Consider the following 15,174-nt stretch of genomic DNA (forward strand, 5'->3'; position numbering starts at 1 on the left):
GCAAAGCGCAAGCATGAGCGTCCCACCATTCAAGGGAGCATTGTCGTGACTGAACGGATTCATGCCACTTACTGGCTCGAGACCGGAGCGGACCCGCGCGTCGCAGCGGACGTGATTGCGGGCGAGCAATCGAGCGGCACGTTCGTGGCGCTGCCGAACGAAACGCCGGAACTGAAGGAAAGATCGGGCGCGCGCGTCGAGCGGCTGCGGATACTTGGGGAAGTCGACGAACCGAGCCTGCCCGGCGGCCTGCGCTCGGATCGCTACACGCAATGCGAGCTCGAGCTTTCGTGGCCCATCGAAAACATGGGACCGTCGTTGCCGAATCTCGTCTCGACGATCGCGGGCAATTTGTACGAACTGCGTCAGGTGTCGGGCTTGCGGCTGACGGACTTGCGCCTGCCGCCTTCGTTCGCGGCGGCCTATCCGGGCCCCGCGTTCGGGATCGAAGGTACGCGCCGGCTCACGGGCGTCAGCCACGGCCCGGTCATCGGCACGATCATCAAGCCGAGCGTGGGGCTCTCGCCGGAAGAAACGGCGCGGCAAGTGCGCGAGCTCGTCATGGGCGGCATCGACTTCATCAAGGATGACGAGCTGCAAGCCGACGGTCCGCATTGCCCGTTCGACGAGCGCGTGCGCGCGGTGATGCGCGTCGTCAACGAGCACGCGGATCGAACCGGCAAGAAGGCGATGGTGGCGTTCAACCTCACGGGCGATCTCGATCAGATGCGCCGCCGCCATGACCTCGTGCTCGCCGAGGGCGGCACCTGCGTCATGGCGGTCTTGAACTCGGTCGGGATCGTCGGCCTGCATGAGCTCAGACGTCATTCACAGTTGCCGATACATGCGCATCGGGCCGGATGGGGCTATCTCTCGCGCAGTCCGCAACTCGGCTGGGATTACGCACCGTGGCAGCAGATCTGGCGGCTCGCGGGTGCCGATCACCTGCACGTGAACGGGCTCGCCAACAAGTTCAGCGAATCGGATGAGAGCGTGATCGCGGCGGCGCGTGCCGTCCTCTCGCCCGTCATGCCCGCGGCGCCGATGCCGGCCATGCCCGTCTTCAGCTCGGGGCAAACCGGACTGCAGGCGGCGCCTACCTATGCGGCGCTCGGTTGCGCCGATCTCATTCATGCAGCGGGGGGCGGCATTTTCGGTCACCCGGGAGGGGTGGCCGCGGGCGTAGACGCTTTGCGCGAGGCATGGGTTGCGGCGATCGAAGGGGTGCCGCTCGAGCAACATGCAATGCGTCATGCGGCATTGCATGCTGCGCTGGGTTTCTGGAAGTAACGCTGTAAGGGGTGGTCGCGCAAGGCGCTTGAATCGCCTTGGCTGTTAGCGAAATGATGAAGCGATAGGAAGGCTGCGCGCGTCCGCGTGGGTAGGTTGACATCTCAAGAGTGATAAGCACCACTAGCAGTGGCAGCGGAAGCCGGCTCAATCGGCAACGTTGCCCGCCGCACATCAAGGAGACGAGACATGAAAGGTCTGAAGCAGTGGCTTTCCGGCGGAGCGTGCGCGCTCATCGTTTTGGGCGCTACCGGTCCGGTGCACGCGGCCGGCTTGATCGCGATCATCACGCCGTCGCACGACAATCCGTTCTTCAAGGTGGAAGCCGATACGGCCGACGCGCGCGCGAAGTCGCTCGGCTATGACACGATCGTCCTCTCGCACGACGACGACGCGAACAAACAGATGAATCTCGTCGACACGGCGATCGCGCGCGGTGCGAAAGCGATCATTCTCGATAACGCGGGTTCCGAGGCCTCGATCTCGGCCGTGCAGAAGGCGAAGGATGCCGGCATTCCGTCGTTCCTCATCGATCGTGAGATCAACAAGACCGGCGTGGCCGTTTCGCAAATCGTCTCGAACAACTATCAGGGCGCACAGCTCGGGGGGCGCGCATTCGTCAAGGCGATGGGTGAAAAAGGCAACTACGTCGAGCTCGTCGGCCGCGAGGCGGATATCAACGCCGGCATTCGCTCGAAGGGCTATCACGACGTCATCGACCAGTTCCCGAACCTGAAGATGGTGGCGCGCCAGTCGGCCAATTGGAGTCAGACGGAGGCTTATCGCGTGATGGAGTCCATCCTGCAGAGCCACCCGGACATCAAGGGTGTGATCGCCGGCAACGACACGATGGCGATGGGCGCCTCGGCCGCGCTCAAAGCGGCCAAGCGCAACGACGTGATCGTGGTCGGGTTCGACGGCAGCAACGACGTGCGTGACGCAATCGAGCGCGGCGAGATCCGCGCAACGGTATTGCAGCCGGCCGCACTCGTGGCGACCCAAGCCGTGGACCAGGCCGACAAGTATCTGAAGACGCACTCGACGGGCAAGCCCGAAAAGCAGCTGATCGATTGCTCGCTGATCACGAAGGCCAACGCGAAGAAGCTCGATCTGTTCGCGCTGCGTTGAGCGTTGACCATTGAGTGAAACGGAGGGCGGCGCGGCCCGTCGGCGGCGCCGCCTGATGAGTTGTCGAGGCGAGGATGCTGATGAGACGAATGGTGTGGGCGGGGCTGCTGCTCGCGCTGTGCGGCGGGTTGCCAGCGTGCAAGCTCGTGAAGAACGATACGGCGGCCGTTGGGGCCGCGAGCGGCGCGGCGGCCGATCCTTATGCCGCGTCGGCGTACGATCCGATTGCCGCGGTCGCGAAAGAGTGGGACGCGAAAGTGGTCCCCGATATCGCGAAGCGCGCGACGGACTTCAAGCTGCTGCGCGACGCCGTTGCGGCCGATGCCGATGCGGCGGGCCAGAAGTACGGCTATCGCGACAAGACGAGCGGCGGGCCGTGGAATTTCCCGACGAAGCTGCGCGGCACGATCGTATCGGTCGACACATCTTCGAGCGAAGGGACGATCGGCGTCGATACGAGCGGCAGCGGCAAGCCGGACGTCATCGTCGATATCGGCCCGACCGTGCTCGGCACGGCATTGCGCGATTCGCTCGATTTCGTTTCGTTTTCCGATTTCAAGAATCAGATCGACTACGCGCGCTTCGGCACCGCGCTCAATGCCTACGCGGTGGAACATGTCATGAAGACGCTGCCGCGCGACGGCCTCAAAGGCAAGACGATCACGGTGACCGGCACGTTCTCCTACGACGGCACGAGCGATCAGCCCGAGGTCGTGCCCGTTGCGATAGCACTGGAGAAAGCGCAATGAGCGACGGGGCCGATTTGGTGGTGTCGCACGACGACGTAATTCTGTCCGTCGAGGCGGTCACGAAGGTCTATCCGGGCACGACGGCACTGAAGGAAGTGAGCTTCGTCGTGCATCGGGCAGCCGTCAACGTGCTCGTCGGCGAGAACGGTGCCGGAAAATCGACGCTGATGCGGATCATCGCCGGCGCCGAACAACCGACTTCCGGCCGTCTCGTGCTCGACGGTGTGCCGATCGAATTGGCCGACAGCGCGCAAGCGTTGCGGCACGGTATCGGGATCGTCCACCAGGAGCTCAATCTCTTTCCGAATCTGTCGATCGCCGAGAATGTGTTTCTGGGCCGCGAGATGACGCGCGGCCGCATTCAGATCGACGCGAACACGCAGCGCACGAAGGTCCGTGCGCTCCTCGAGCGGCTGGACTTGGACTTGAGCCCCGACACGCTCGTCGAGGAATTGCCGATCGGTCAGCAGCAATTGATCGAGATCGCGAAAGCGCTCGCGCAGGACGCGCGCATCCTGATCCTCGACGAGCCGACGTCGGCACTGAGCGCGGCGGAAGTGGAGGTGCTCTTTCGCGTCATTGCCGACCTGAAATCACATGGCGTCGCGATCGTCTACATTTCACACAGACTCGAGGAGCTGATTCGGATCGGCGACTACATCACGGTGTTGCGCGATGGGCGTATCACGGGCCATCAGCGCATGGCGCGCGTCGACGTGCGGTGGATCGTGCAGCAGATGGTCGGGCGGGAAACACGCGATTTCGCGCGCCCCGTCGGGCATGAGCGCGGCGCCGAAGTGCTCGGCGTGCGCGAGCTGTCGCTGCCCAAGAAAGGCGGCGGCTATCTTGTCGATCACGTATCGCTGACGCTGCACGCGGGCGAAATCGTGGGCATCTACGGTTTGATGGGAGCGGGGCGCTCGGAGCTCTTCGAATGCATTCTCGGCTGCCACGCCGAGGCCGAAGGCGAGGTCGTGTTGGCCGGCAAGCCGTTGAGCGGCAGGGCGATCGCCGAGCGCGTGGCCGAAGGCGTCGCGCTGATTCCTGAAGACCGCAAAGCGGATGCGCTGCTGCCGATCCTCTCGATAGGCAGCAACATGACATTGTCGAGCCTCCGGACGTTGGCGCGCGGCTTCGACATCGGCCCGAAGCACGAGCAAAGTCGGATCATGCGGTATATCGGCGAGCTCGCCATCAAGGTGGCCGATTGGCGCCTGCCCGTCAGTTCTCTTTCGGGCGGCAATCAACAGAAGGTCGTCATCGCACGAGCCTTGATGACGACGCCGAAGGTGCTGCTAATGGACGAGCCGAGCCGCGGCATCGACGTGGGGGCGAAGGCCGACATCTTCAAAGTGATGCGCGATTTGTCCGTGAAGGGTCTCGGCATTCTCTTCGCCACCTCGGACCTCGAGGAAGTGATGGCGCTGTCGGACCGCATTCTCGTCATGTCGAGCGGGCGCGTGACGGCCGAGTTCGAGGCGTCCGAAGCCACCCAGCACGATATCGTCGCCGCATCGGCAGTCGGCCGGCGCGCGCCCGCGAGCGTGCACGAAGCGGATGCCGTTCGCGCATGATTTCGACGAGGCACGGCATGCATACCGCTGAACGCGGACTCATAACACTGGAGACATCGAAATGACGGCTGTCGTCAAGCAAACGAGCTCGACGTGGACGGTCGGAGAAGCGCCGTTGCTGCTGTTGCTGAAGCTGCGTACCTTCATTGCGCTCTTCGCCGTGGTGATCTTCTTCTCCTTCGCCGCCACGAATTTTCTCAACATCGAAAATCTGCTCATCATGTCGAGACATGTCGCGCTCAACGCGTTTCTCGCGATCGGCATGACGTTCGTCATCGTCGCGGGCGGCATCGACTTGTCGGTCGGCTCGGTCGTCGGGCTCTCGGGGATGGTGGCGGGCGGACTGATTTTGCATGGCATTCCGTTGGGCGCATATACGCTCTATCTCAGCGTGCCGATGGTGATCCTCGCCGCATTGGTCGTCGGCGGCGCAGTCGGAGCCATCAATGGCTTGCTGATCACGCGGCTCAACGTGGCGCCGTTCATCGCGACACTCGGCACCCTTTATGTCGCCCGCGGTGCGGCGTTGCTGTCTTCGGACGGCGAAACCTTCCCGAACCTGGCCGGCAATCCCGCTTACGGCACGACCGGGTTTCCGCTGCTCGGCAGTGCTTCGGTCCTCGGCGTGCCGCTTACCGTCTGGCTGCTGGCGATCATCGGCGTCATCGCCGCCTATGTCGCCGCGCGCACGCCGCTCGGACGGCAGATCTACGCGATCGGCAGCAACGAGCGGGCGGCCCAGCTCTCGGGCGTACGCGTGAATCGGGTCAAAATGATCGTCTATATGTTCTCGGGTTTTTGCGCGGCGATCGTCGGGCTCATCATCTCGTCCGAACTCGTCGCTTCGCATCCGATGAGCGGCGAGACCTTCGAGCTCAACGCGATCGCCGCGGCTGTGCTCGGCGGCACGTCGATGTCGGGTGGACGCGGCAAGATCGGTGGGACGATCGTCGGGGCGTTCGTCATCGGCATCCTGTCCGACGGGCTCGTCATGATGGGCGTCAGTGCGTTCTGGCAAACCGTGGTGAAAGGCGTGGTGATCATTGCCGCCGTCGTCGTGGACCAGATCCAGCGACGCGTCCAGCATCGGTTCGCATTGCAACGACAAGCGGCTTCGGGAGGCTGACCCATGACGGATGCTTCGGTGAATGTGGGCCCGGCTGTCGACAAAATCCGAGGGGCACTGATCGGCTGTGGCTTTTTTTCGCGCAACCATCTGCACGGATGGCGGGAAATCGATGGCGTCGAAATCGTGGCGCTTTGCGATGCCAACGAGGAGCGGCTGCGCATGGCGGGTGCGGCGTTCAGGATCGAGCGGCTCTACAGCGACGCGGCCGCGCTGCTCGCGAGCGAGCGTCTTGATTTCGTCGACATCGCCACGACGGCGCCGAGCCATCGCGCGCTCGTCGAGCTCGCGGCGAGGCACCGCGTGGCCGTGATCTGCCAAAAGCCGTTTGCCTTGTCGATGAGCGATGCTGAGGCGATGGTCGCCATTTGCCGGCAGGCGGATGTGCCATTGATGGTCCACGAAAACTTCCGCTGGCAGCCCGCCATCCGCGCGGTCGGCCGAGTGCTGGCCGAGGGCGAGATCGGAACACCGTTCTGGGGCCGCATATCGTTTCGCTCGGCGTTCGATGTGTTCAGCGGCCAGCCATACCTCGCGCGCAATCCGCGCTTTATCGTCGAGGACCTTGGCATTCACGTGCTCGATATCGCGCGATATCTGTTCGGCGATGTCCGGCGGCTCTCGGCGACGACTGCGCGAGTGAATCCCGACATCGCCGGCGAAGACGTGGCGACGATCCTTCTTGAACACATTGCGGGCGCGACGAGCATTGTCGATTGCAGCTATGCGACGCGGCTGCCGCGGGAGCGTTTCCCGCAAACGCTCGTCGAGGTGGATGGCTCAGAGGGGACGCTGCGGCTCTTCGCCGATTACCGGTTGCAGGTTCATGGCCGTCGGGGTACCCGCGAGGAGCTCGCCGCGCCGAAGGTCTATCCGTGGTCCGAGGCGCCGTGGCATGCGATTCAGGATAGCGTCGTCGGCATTCAGTCTCATTGGATCGATTGCCTGACGAAGCGGATCGAGCCATCGACGTCGGGGCGGGACAACTTGAAGACGCTCGCGTTGGTCGAGGCCACGTACCGATCGGCGGAAGCGGGGCGGGAAGTCGTGCTTGCGGCGCCGGCTCCCGCCGCCGATGCCGCGCGCGACTCCCTCGAGGCGCGACACGAATGACGACGACATCCGACATGTTGCGTTTGTACGGTACGGAGCAAGTCGAGCCACCTTTCCGTCAACTTCGCGCGGGCCGTTGGTCGGCCTGTTTGATCGACGGTGCGTTGCGCGATATCCGGTACGACGGCGTAGAAGTGATTCGCGCGATCGCCTACCTCGTACGCGACAAGGATTGGGGTACCTGTCGACCTGAAATCAGCGATCAGCGGATCGACGAACGCGACGGGGGCTTTCGTCTCTCGTACAGCGCCCGTTGCACGAATCCGGACGGACACGCGTTGCGCTTCGAGATCGTGATCGACTGCGACGCCGAGCGCGGCCTCGAATGTCGGGCTACGTGCACGGCACTGACCGATTTCATCGCCGCGCGTTGCGGCTTTTGCGTGCTCCATCCGATCGCCGGCGTGGCCGGCGCGCCGGGTCGCGTCGAGCACGGCGACGGCACGGTCGAGGTCGCGCATTTTCCCGAGACCATCGATCCGTGGCAACCGTTCATGGATATTCGCGCGATCGCTTACCGAACGCCGATGGGATGGTGGGTGCGCTGCGGGCTGAGCGGCGACATGTTCGAGATGGAAGACCAGCGCAACTGGTCGGACGCCTCGTTCAAGACCTATTCGCGCCCGCTGGCGTTGCCTTGGCCGTACACGATCCGTGCCGGCGAGACGAGCGAACAGGCGGTCGCAGTGACGATCGACGTGCCGGCCCGTGCGAGTGCGCGCAGCGGGCAAAGGAATGAGCAGCCCGACGATGCGATGGTCGTGGTCGACATCGACGCGCTACGCAGCGAAGAGTCGATGCCCGAGCTCGGCGTCGCGGTCGCCCCAGCGGAAATCGAAGCCGTACGCGCCAATCTCGATGCGCTGTTGGCCCTGGCCCCCCGACGGCTGACGCTGCACTTCGATCCGCTCGCGGGCCACGGCGCGGACGAGCTGCGGCGCTACGCGGAATTGCAGCGCTCAAGCGGCATTGCGGCGACGCTCGAGCTCGCGCTGCCAGGGCAGGGCGCACCGGCGGAGGAACTCGCGCGCGTCGCGGCGCAGATTCGAGAAGCAAAGCTCGATTTGACGGCTGTCATTGTGAGTCCTGCCGTGCATCGCCAATCGAATCCGCCCGGCAGTGCGAGTCAGCCGTGTCCGCCGCTCGACGAAGTCTACCGCGCTGCGCGGCATGCGCTTCCCGGCCTGCGTCTCGGTGGAGGCATGCTCAGCTACTTCACGGAGCTCAATCGAAAGCGGCCGCCGCTGCGGATGGTCGATTTCGTCACGCATGCCACTTGCCCGATCGTGCACGCGGCCGACGACCGCAGCGTGATGGAGACGCTCGAGGCCATCCCGCACATCACGCGATCGTGCCGCGCTTTGATCGGCGACCAACCGTATGCCATCGGGCCGATTTCGATTGGCATGCGGCAAAACCCCTACGGTTCGCGCGTCATGCCGAATCCGCATCGGGAGCGCGTGGCGATGGCCGAAGCGGACCCGCGGCAGCGCGCACGCTACGGGGCGGCGTGGCTAGCGGGCTATGTCGCGGCGCTCGCGGGCGCGCGCGTCGAATGCCTGACGCTCGGGGCGCTCGTCGGGCCGCGCGGCGTCATGGACGTTTCAGGTGAGCGGTATCCGATGTTCGATGTCGCCGCAATCGTCGCGCGGATGGCGCGTCGTCCTCGGGTCCCGTGCCGCTCGAGCCGGCCCGGGCAGGTCGCGGTGTTCGGCGCCGTGACGGACGCCGGCGCGCTGGAACTGGCCCTCGTCAACCTGACGCCGGATATCCAACGCGTATCGATAGGAGAACGAACGATCGCAACGCTCGACCCGTTTGGCCTGCGCTCCGTGGCGCTTGATACAGCGGGCTTCGCGGACCGCGCGCTTTAAAAACGACCCGCTTCATGATATGGTCATCAGACCAGTTTTTTGCCTCTGTTCTCGATGCCAGAAATCATTCCTCGTCGCAAGCTCTATCAGGAAGTGCTCGATCGTCTGATGGAGCGCATCCGTCATGGCGAGATTCCACCGGGCGCGCATCTGCCGTCGGAGCGCGAGTTGATGGAGATGTACGGTGTTGGTCGTCCGGCTATCCGCGAGGCGCTGCAAACGCTCGAGCGCTCGGGCATCGTGGAGATCGTGCATGGCGAGCGAGCGCGCGTCGTCGTGCCGACGGCCGATGGATTGATCGCGCAAATTGCCAGCGGCGCGATGCATCTGTTGCGCACGCAGCCCGACATGCTCGAGCATTTGAAATCGGCGCGGCTCTTTCTCGAGGCAGGCACCGCACGGATGGCCGCCGAGCGCGCGACGAAGGAAGATGCGGCGCGGCTGCGCCTCAGAGTCGAGCAGCAACGCGCATCGATGGTCAATCTCGAAGAATTTCTCGAGCGCGATATGGCCTTTCACCGCGAGATTGCGCAAATCACGGGGAATCCGATTTTCCCGGCGATCGTCGAGTCGATTTTCCGTTGGGCTTCCGACTATTACCGGCCGATGGTTCGCGCGCCGGGCGCGGAAGCGCTGACGCTCGCCGAGCATGAGCGCATCACGGAAGCAATCGCCGCGGGCGACGGCGACGCCGCTGCGCAAGCCATGCATGCGCATCTGAGCCGAGCCAACGATCTTTATCGCACGTTGATGAAGAGTTGAGCGGAGCAAGGCGAGCGGCGAAAGGGAAGGGCACCGCGACCGCGCTCGTCAGCCCGCGCGATTCGCGGCATGGGGGCGGCTACTCGCACCGGTTCATACAGCCTCTCAACGGGGCCACTCGTCGTGCTCGTCATTGAACAACTCAGCAACGATGCCACGCAGCCATATTGTCCTCGCATCGTTATGAAATTTGCGATGCCAGTGCTGCTTGAGGTCGAAGCGCGGCAAAGCGAGCGGCGGCTCGGCAAGCGTGATTGAAGCGTGCTCGGCCGCGTAGGCGAAGCCTATCGCATGCGGCACCGTCGCGATCAGATCAGTGCGCGAGAGAATGAACGGCAGGCTCATGAAGTGAGAGGTCTCGAGCACGGCGCGCCGATGGATACGGTGCTTTTCCAGATACTTCTCGAGCACCTCCTGACTGCGGCCCTCGGCGCGCACCACGGCATGGCCGCATCGTAGGAACGCCTCTAGCGTCAGCGACCGCTTGGCAAGCGGGTGGCCGTTGCGCATCAAGCATATGAACCGATGCGAGAAAAGACGCTGCTGAAAGAAGTTGTTGCCTGACAAATCGGGAAAATAGCCGATCGCCAGATCGATTTCGCCGGCCGCGAGCCCGCGTTCGAGTTCGGCCGGCGGCAAAGAAAGCGAGCGCAAGTTCGCATGCGGCGCACGTTGGGCCAAGACCTGCAAGAGCCGCGGTAAAAAGACGATCTCGCCGACATCGGAGAGCGCAATCGAAAACGTGCGCGTCGTCGTGCCTGGGTCGAACTGCTGCGTATCGAGCACACCGCGTTGAATATGTCCCAACGCCTCGCGTGCCGATGGAATCAAAGACAGGGCGCGCGGCGTCGGCTCCATGCCGCGTGAAGTCCGCACGAACAATGGATCGCCGAAATAATCGCGCAGTCGCGCCAGCGCCGTCGATACGCGCGGCTGGCTCACGCCGAGCATCTGCGCTGCGCGGCTGACGTTGCGCGCCTCCTCCATCGCCACGAGATAGGGAATCAAATTCAAGTCGAGATCCTGCATCACTCTTCGGGCCGCCTCGGGCCCCGCACCTTTATCGAAATGACGTATACAGGGTATCCGCAAAATCGCGTTGCCGTATATTAGGGGGCGCCCGAGAATGCCCCTCAGTCAATCTTTCGAAGTAGAGATACAGAGGGGACATCCATGAAGACTCAAGTGGCGATCGTCGGCGCCGGGCCGGCGGGCCTGCTTCTTTCTCATCTCTTGCGCTTGCAGGGGATCGACTCGGTCGTCGTCGAGACCCGCTCGCGCGAATACTGCGAGAACCGCATCCGCGCCGGCGTGCTCGAGCAGGGCACGGTCGATACGCTCGTCGAGAGCGGACTCGGCGCGCGCATGCAGCGAGAGGGGCTCGTCCATCATGGAATTGAGCTGCTGTTCGAGCGCAGGCGCCATCGCATCGACATGACCCGCTTGACGGGGGGCCGCTCGATCACCGTGTACAGCCAGCACGAGGTCGTGCGCGATCTGATCGCGGCAGCGATCGATCATGAGCAGCCCGTTCTTTTCGACGTCGCCGATGTGTCGTTGCACGATGTCCGAAGCGATCAGCCACATGTGGAGCTCGTTCATCGAGGCGAGCGCATCCGCATCGATTGCGATTACATCGCGGGATGCGACGGTTTTCACGGCGTTTCGCGTGCGTCGATTCCGGCCGACGTTCTGCGCACTTACGAGCGCGTTTATCCCTACGCATGGCTCGGCATCCTTGCCGATGCGGCGCCGTCGGCGGACGAGCTCGTCTATGCGCATCATGAGCGTGGTTTTGCGCTCTTCAGCATGCGTTCACCGAGCGTCACGCGCCTCTATCTCCAATGCCGCCCCGACGAGAACCTCGCGGAATGGCCCGATGGGCGCATCTGGGCAGAGTTGCATACCCGCTTCGAAAACGACGAAGGGTGGACGCCCAACGAAGGGCCGATCACGCAGAAGAGCGTCACGCCGATGCGCAGCTTCGTGGCCGAGCCGATGCAATACGGACGGCTCTTTCTCGCGGGCGATGCCGCGCATATCGTGCCGCCCACAGGTGCTAAAGGGATGAACCTGGCGGTGGCCGACGTCCGCACGCTGTCGCGGGCGCTCGCCGCCCGCTATCGGGAGGGCAGGACGGATCTGATCGAATCCTATTCGACGACCTGCCTCGAGCGTGTATGGCGAGCCGAGCATTTCTCATACTTCATGACGAACATGCTCCACCCGTCGCCCGACGAAACGGGCTTCGTCAATCGATTGAAAATCTCGGAGCTGAAGTACGTCACGACCTCGAACGCCGCGGCGCAGTCGCTTGCCGAGAACTACGTCGGACTGCCGTTCGCGGAGGCGGGCTGACGCCGACTTACTTCGCGCGGTCGCGCGGATGCCGATAGTGGATGTTGGCGGGCACCAAGAGGGACTGAGGCTTTGGATCGCCTTCCAGCATCCCGATGACGCGTTGCAAGCTTTGAGCCGCGAGTTCGCGGCTATCCTGCACGATTGCGTCGATGGTGAGCGGGAGGCAATCGAGCAATTGATGATCGTCGAAGGTCATCAGGCGGCCGGGGGCCTGGCCAAGCTTATGCGCGTTGTTGATGAACGACAGCGCGCCTTCGAGCAGTGTGATCGAGCCGGCGAACAGCACCTCGGGATAGCGCCCATGAGCCGCAAACCAGGCCTCCATCAGCACGCGCCCGGACTCGCGATGATAGTCGCGCTCGAAGACCCAATCCTCCCGCTCGGCCAGGCTGTGCGACGCCAGCGCCTGCCGAAAACCCGCCAGTCGGTCCCGGCTGGCCGATAGCTCAGGCTGACCACCGAAGTAGACCACCTCACGTGCGCCTTGTGCGAGCGCATCGCCGATCAGCATGGCCACCGTCTCGGTGGCATCGGTCACGACGTAGGGAATGCCCGTATCGTCGACGCGCCGGTCCGCGAACACGAGCGGAAGGCGCTTGGTCCATTTCAGATAGCGCTTCGGGTCGGCCGTGCAGGGCACCACGATCATGCCGTCGACCTGATGCGAGACGAGATGCGCGATCCCTTCGGTTTCGCGCGCGGGATCCTCGTCGCTCGTCACGACGACGAGCTGATAGCCGTATTCGTCTCGGCACAGCGTCTCCATCGCTTGAGCGAGCGCCGCATGGGTCGAGTTCGTGAGGTCCGGAATCACGAGGCCGATGGTGTTGCTGCGCCGCGAGCGAAGCGCTCGAGCCGATTGCGAGGGTGTGAAGTGGTGTTCCTTGGCCACTCGCAGGACGCGCTCGACCGTCGCCGGCGAGATCCGGTAGCGTTCGGCATAACCGTTGAGCACCATGCTCGCCGTCGTCCGAGAGACGTTTGCAAGGCGGGCGATGTCGTCGATGGTGAGGCGCTCGAACTGAGTCACGTTGGCTTGTCCTCGAGGGGCCGCCGTCGGCCGGGCGCCGACGGCGGTTTTGCCCGTGCGTCGATGCCGACACGCGCACGGTGGCAGTACCCAATCGTACTACGGGCGTGCCCCATGCCGGCGTTCGGCCAACGAGCGCTTACTGCTTGTAAAGATTGAGCGGCACATGGATGAGCTTGTCGACCGGCTGGCCTTGCGCGAGCTTCATCGCCGTCTGCACGCCGTATTGGCCGATGAGCTCCGGCTGCTGCTGGACGGTCGCCGTCATCGTGCCGGCCTTGACGGCGGCCATCGCGTCATCGGTCGCGTCGAACCCGACGACGATGATGTTCTTGAGCCCGGCGGCCTGAATCGCTTTCACCGCGCCGAGCGCCATTTCGTCGTTCTGCGCGAACACGCCCTGAATGTCCTTGTTGCCTTGAATGATGTTCTCCATCACGGAGAGGCCTTTCGCGCGATCGAAATCGGCCGGCTGCTTCGTGACGATCTTCACGCCATTGTCCGCCTCGATTGATTTATCGAACCCGTCGCCGCGCTCGCGCGCCGCCGAGGAGCCCGGGATGCCCTGCAGCTCGACGACGTTGCCCTTGCCGCCGAGCTTCTGCAGCATGAACTCGGCCGCCATCTTGCCGCCCGCTGCGTTGTCGGACGCGATGTGCGAGCTCACTTCGGCCCCGCTCACGCTGCGATCGAGCGATACGACTTTGATGCCTTTGTCGGTGGCCTCCTTGACGACATTGGCGACGGCCGACGAATCAGTGGGGTTGATCAGGATGACGCTGACCTTTTTCTGGATCAGATCTTCGACGCTTGCCTGCTGCTTGGCCGGATCGTTCTGCGCATCGACCGTTATCAGCGTGACGCCTTCCTTCTTCGCTTCGTCTTCGGCGCCTTTCCTCAGCGAGACGAAGAACGGATTGTTGAGCGTTGAGACCGACAAGCCCACCGTGACCGCGCTGGCGGCGGCGCCCGATGCGGGGGCGGCGGCCGACGCGGCGGTCGTGTCGGGGCCCTGTTTCGAGCAGGCGGCGATGCCGAGCACGAGGAGGCTCGCGACGAGGGGCGAAATGATCCGTTGCATCAGTTATCTCCTGGTTTCCGTATAGGGAGTGTTGAGTATGTGTTTGTCGTTTTTCACGACGATTTTTTGTTCGCGCGATCGATAAGGACTGCCAACAAAATCACGCCGCCCTTGACGACTTGCTGATAGAACGACGAGACATCGAGCAGGTTGAGGCCGTTGTTGAGCACCCCAATCAGAAGCGCGCCGACGAGCGTGCCGAAAATCCAGCCGCGGCCACCGGTGAGGCTCGTGCCGCCGAGCACGACCGCAGCGATCGCGTCGAGCTCGTAGCCTGTGCCTGCCGTCGGTTGCGCCGAGTTCAGGCGCGAGGTCAGCACCACGCCCGCGATGGCGGACATCACGCCGGAGATCGTGTAGACCCAGAGCTGAATGCGATCGACCTTCACGCCCGAGAGCCGGGCCGAATCGGCATTGCCGCCCGTTGCGTAGACGTGGCGGCCGAACACGGTCTTTCTCAGCAGGAACCAGAATCCGCCGAACATGATCAGCATCAGCACGACGGGGACCGGGAGCAGGCCGGCGACGTAGCCGCCACCTAGCATCGAAAAGAAATCGCTATGGAAGTCGCTGAGCGGGCTGCCGTTGGACACAACGAGCGCGGCGCCGCGCAGGACCGTCATCGAGCCGAGCGTCGCGATAAAGGGTGCAACCTTACCCTTGCTGATCACCAGGCCGTTGACGAGACCCATGAGGCCACCGGCCGCTATGCCGGCGAGCGTCGCGAGCGCGGGTGCGGTGCCCGCTTGCATGAGGCTCGCGATGACGACGGACGACAGCGCGAGGATCGAGCCAACCGACAGATCGATGCCGCCGAGCAGGATCACGAGCGTCATGCCGAAGCCGATCAGCGCGTTGATCGACGCCTGCCGCATTACATTGAGCAAATTGCCGACGGTCAGAAAATCGGCGCTCGTCAGCGACAGGGCGAGCGCGACGACGACGAGCGCGATGAACGGCCCGAGCTTTTGGAGCGTGGCCTTGTTGGCGGGCGTGAGAATGGATTGCACGATTGCGGTACTCAGTTTCAGGCGGCGGCCGCCGCCGGTTTAACGAACAACAGCGTGGACAAGGGCACCAACGCCG

Annotated in this window: 13 protein-coding genes; 9 read left to right on the forward strand and 4 right to left on the reverse strand. The window is 63.8% G+C overall.

The genetic code is table 11. The features are described 5' to 3' along the window. Window positions 1-45 precede the first annotated feature (45 nt). From C9I57_RS19635 to nanR, 8 genes are all read left to right on the forward strand, one after another. A complete protein-coding gene (locus tag C9I57_RS19635) occupies window positions 46-1,290 on the forward strand; it encodes a ribulose-bisphosphate carboxylase large subunit family protein (RefSeq protein WP_107152288.1) in 1,245 nt (414 codons plus the stop codon). A 189-nt stretch (window positions 1,291-1,479) separates the two neighbouring features. Beyond that, on the forward strand, window positions 1,480-2,418 hold the full coding sequence (locus tag C9I57_RS19640) for a D-ribose ABC transporter substrate-binding protein (protein WP_107152289.1): 939 nt from the start codon (window positions 1,480-1,482) through the stop codon (window positions 2,416-2,418). Between the two features lie 74 nt (window positions 2,419-2,492). Continuing rightward, window positions 2,493-3,167: a DUF2291 family protein gene (locus C9I57_RS19645; protein WP_258187731.1), complete on the forward strand. Its 675-nt coding sequence runs from the start codon at window positions 2,493-2,495 to the stop codon at window positions 3,165-3,167. After that, entirely contained in the window at window positions 3,164-4,741 is a 1,578-nt protein-coding gene (locus C9I57_RS19650; RefSeq protein ID WP_107152291.1) for a sugar ABC transporter ATP-binding protein, read from the forward strand. Before C9I57_RS19645 ends, C9I57_RS19650 begins: the two co-directional genes overlap by 4 nt. Window positions 4,742-4,802: 61 nt before the next feature. Continuing rightward, the gene (locus C9I57_RS19655; protein WP_107152292.1) at window positions 4,803-5,867 is read left to right on the forward strand and encodes an ABC transporter permease; all 1,065 of its coding nucleotides are present in this window, start codon (window positions 4,803-4,805) and stop codon (window positions 5,865-5,867) included. 3 nt (window positions 5,868-5,870) lie between these two features. Further along, entirely contained in the window at window positions 5,871-6,980 is a 1,110-nt protein-coding gene (locus tag C9I57_RS19660; RefSeq protein WP_107152293.1) for a Gfo/Idh/MocA family protein, read from the forward strand. Beyond that, on the forward strand, window positions 6,977-8,854 hold the full coding sequence (gene apnL / locus C9I57_RS19665; RefSeq protein ID WP_258187732.1) for a D-apionate lactonase: 1,878 nt from the start codon (window positions 6,977-6,979) through the stop codon (window positions 8,852-8,854). The genes C9I57_RS19660 and apnL overlap by 4 nt, the downstream gene beginning before the upstream one ends. A 54-nt stretch (window positions 8,855-8,908) precedes the next feature. Continuing rightward, window positions 8,909-9,616, forward strand: a complete 708-nt coding sequence (gene nanR, locus C9I57_RS19670) for a transcriptional regulator NanR (protein WP_107152362.1) — start codon at window positions 8,909-8,911, stop codon at window positions 9,614-9,616. A 105-nt stretch (window positions 9,617-9,721) separates the two neighbouring features. Here the strand turns inward: nanR and C9I57_RS19675 are convergent, their stop codons facing one another. Then, window positions 9,722-10,645, reverse strand: a complete 924-nt coding sequence (locus C9I57_RS19675) for a LysR family transcriptional regulator (protein ID WP_107152294.1) — start codon at window positions 10,643-10,645, stop codon at window positions 9,722-9,724. 144 nt (window positions 10,646-10,789) lie between these two features. Here C9I57_RS19675 and pobA point away from each other — a divergent pair, with 144 nt between their 5' ends. After that, window positions 10,790-11,974, forward strand: a complete 1,185-nt coding sequence (gene pobA / locus C9I57_RS19680) for a 4-hydroxybenzoate 3-monooxygenase (protein ID WP_107152295.1) — start codon at window positions 10,790-10,792, stop codon at window positions 11,972-11,974. A gap of 7 nt (window positions 11,975-11,981) precedes the next feature. Here the strand turns inward: pobA and C9I57_RS19685 are convergent, their stop codons facing one another. The 3 genes from C9I57_RS19685 to C9I57_RS19695 all read right to left on the reverse strand — a co-directional run bounded on the left by C9I57_RS19685 (window position 11,982) and on the right by C9I57_RS19695 (window position 15,098). After that, window positions 11,982-13,007 carry a LacI family DNA-binding transcriptional regulator gene (locus tag C9I57_RS19685; protein ID WP_107152296.1) on the reverse strand — a complete coding sequence of 342 codons (1,026 nt, stop codon included), beginning with the start codon at window positions 13,005-13,007 and terminating at the stop codon, window positions 11,982-11,984. A 139-nt stretch (window positions 13,008-13,146) separates the two neighbouring features. Continuing rightward, entirely contained in the window at window positions 13,147-14,088 is a 942-nt protein-coding gene (rbsB, locus tag C9I57_RS19690; protein WP_107152297.1) for a ribose ABC transporter substrate-binding protein RbsB, read from the reverse strand. Window positions 14,089-14,141: 53 nt separating this feature from the next. After that, window positions 14,142-15,098 (reverse strand): ABC transporter permease, encoded by a 957-nt coding sequence (locus C9I57_RS19695; protein ID WP_369008107.1) that lies wholly within the window; start codon window positions 15,096-15,098, stop codon window positions 14,142-14,144. Window positions 15,099-15,174 lie beyond the last annotated feature (76 nt).

The sequence above is a fragment of the Trinickia symbiotica genome, from assembly GCF_003028655.1.
Lineage (GTDB): Bacteria > Pseudomonadota > Gammaproteobacteria > Burkholderiales > Burkholderiaceae > Trinickia > Trinickia symbiotica_A.

What these genes read in the sequence shown, in the direction of transcription:
- C9I57_RS19655 (WP_107152292.1), top strand. Translation starts at nt 4,803, where the DNA reads ATGACGGCTGTCGTCAAGCAAACGAGCTCGACGTGGACGGTCGGAGAA.
- apnL (WP_258187732.1), top strand. Translation starts at nt 6,977, where the DNA reads ATGACGACGACATCCGACATGTTGCGTTTGTACGGTACGGAGCAAGTC.
- rbsB (WP_107152297.1), bottom strand. Translation starts at nt 14,088, where the DNA reads ATGCAACGGATCATTTCGCCCCTCGTCGCGAGCCTCCTCGTGCTCGGC.
- pobA (WP_107152295.1), top strand. Translation starts at nt 10,790, where the DNA reads ATGAAGACTCAAGTGGCGATCGTCGGCGCCGGGCCGGCGGGCCTGCTT.
- nanR (WP_107152362.1), top strand. Translation starts at nt 8,909, where the DNA reads ATGCCAGAAATCATTCCTCGTCGCAAGCTCTATCAGGAAGTGCTCGAT.
- C9I57_RS19650 (WP_107152291.1), top strand. Translation starts at nt 3,164, where the DNA reads ATGAGCGACGGGGCCGATTTGGTGGTGTCGCACGACGACGTAATTCTG.
- C9I57_RS19645 (WP_258187731.1), top strand. Translation starts at nt 2,493, where the DNA reads ATGCTGATGAGACGAATGGTGTGGGCGGGGCTGCTGCTCGCGCTGTGC.
- C9I57_RS19640 (WP_107152289.1), top strand. Translation starts at nt 1,480, where the DNA reads ATGAAAGGTCTGAAGCAGTGGCTTTCCGGCGGAGCGTGCGCGCTCATC.
- C9I57_RS19675 (WP_107152294.1), bottom strand. Translation starts at nt 10,645, where the DNA reads ATGCAGGATCTCGACTTGAATTTGATTCCCTATCTCGTGGCGATGGAG.
- C9I57_RS19660 (WP_107152293.1), top strand. Translation starts at nt 5,871, where the DNA reads ATGACGGATGCTTCGGTGAATGTGGGCCCGGCTGTCGACAAAATCCGA.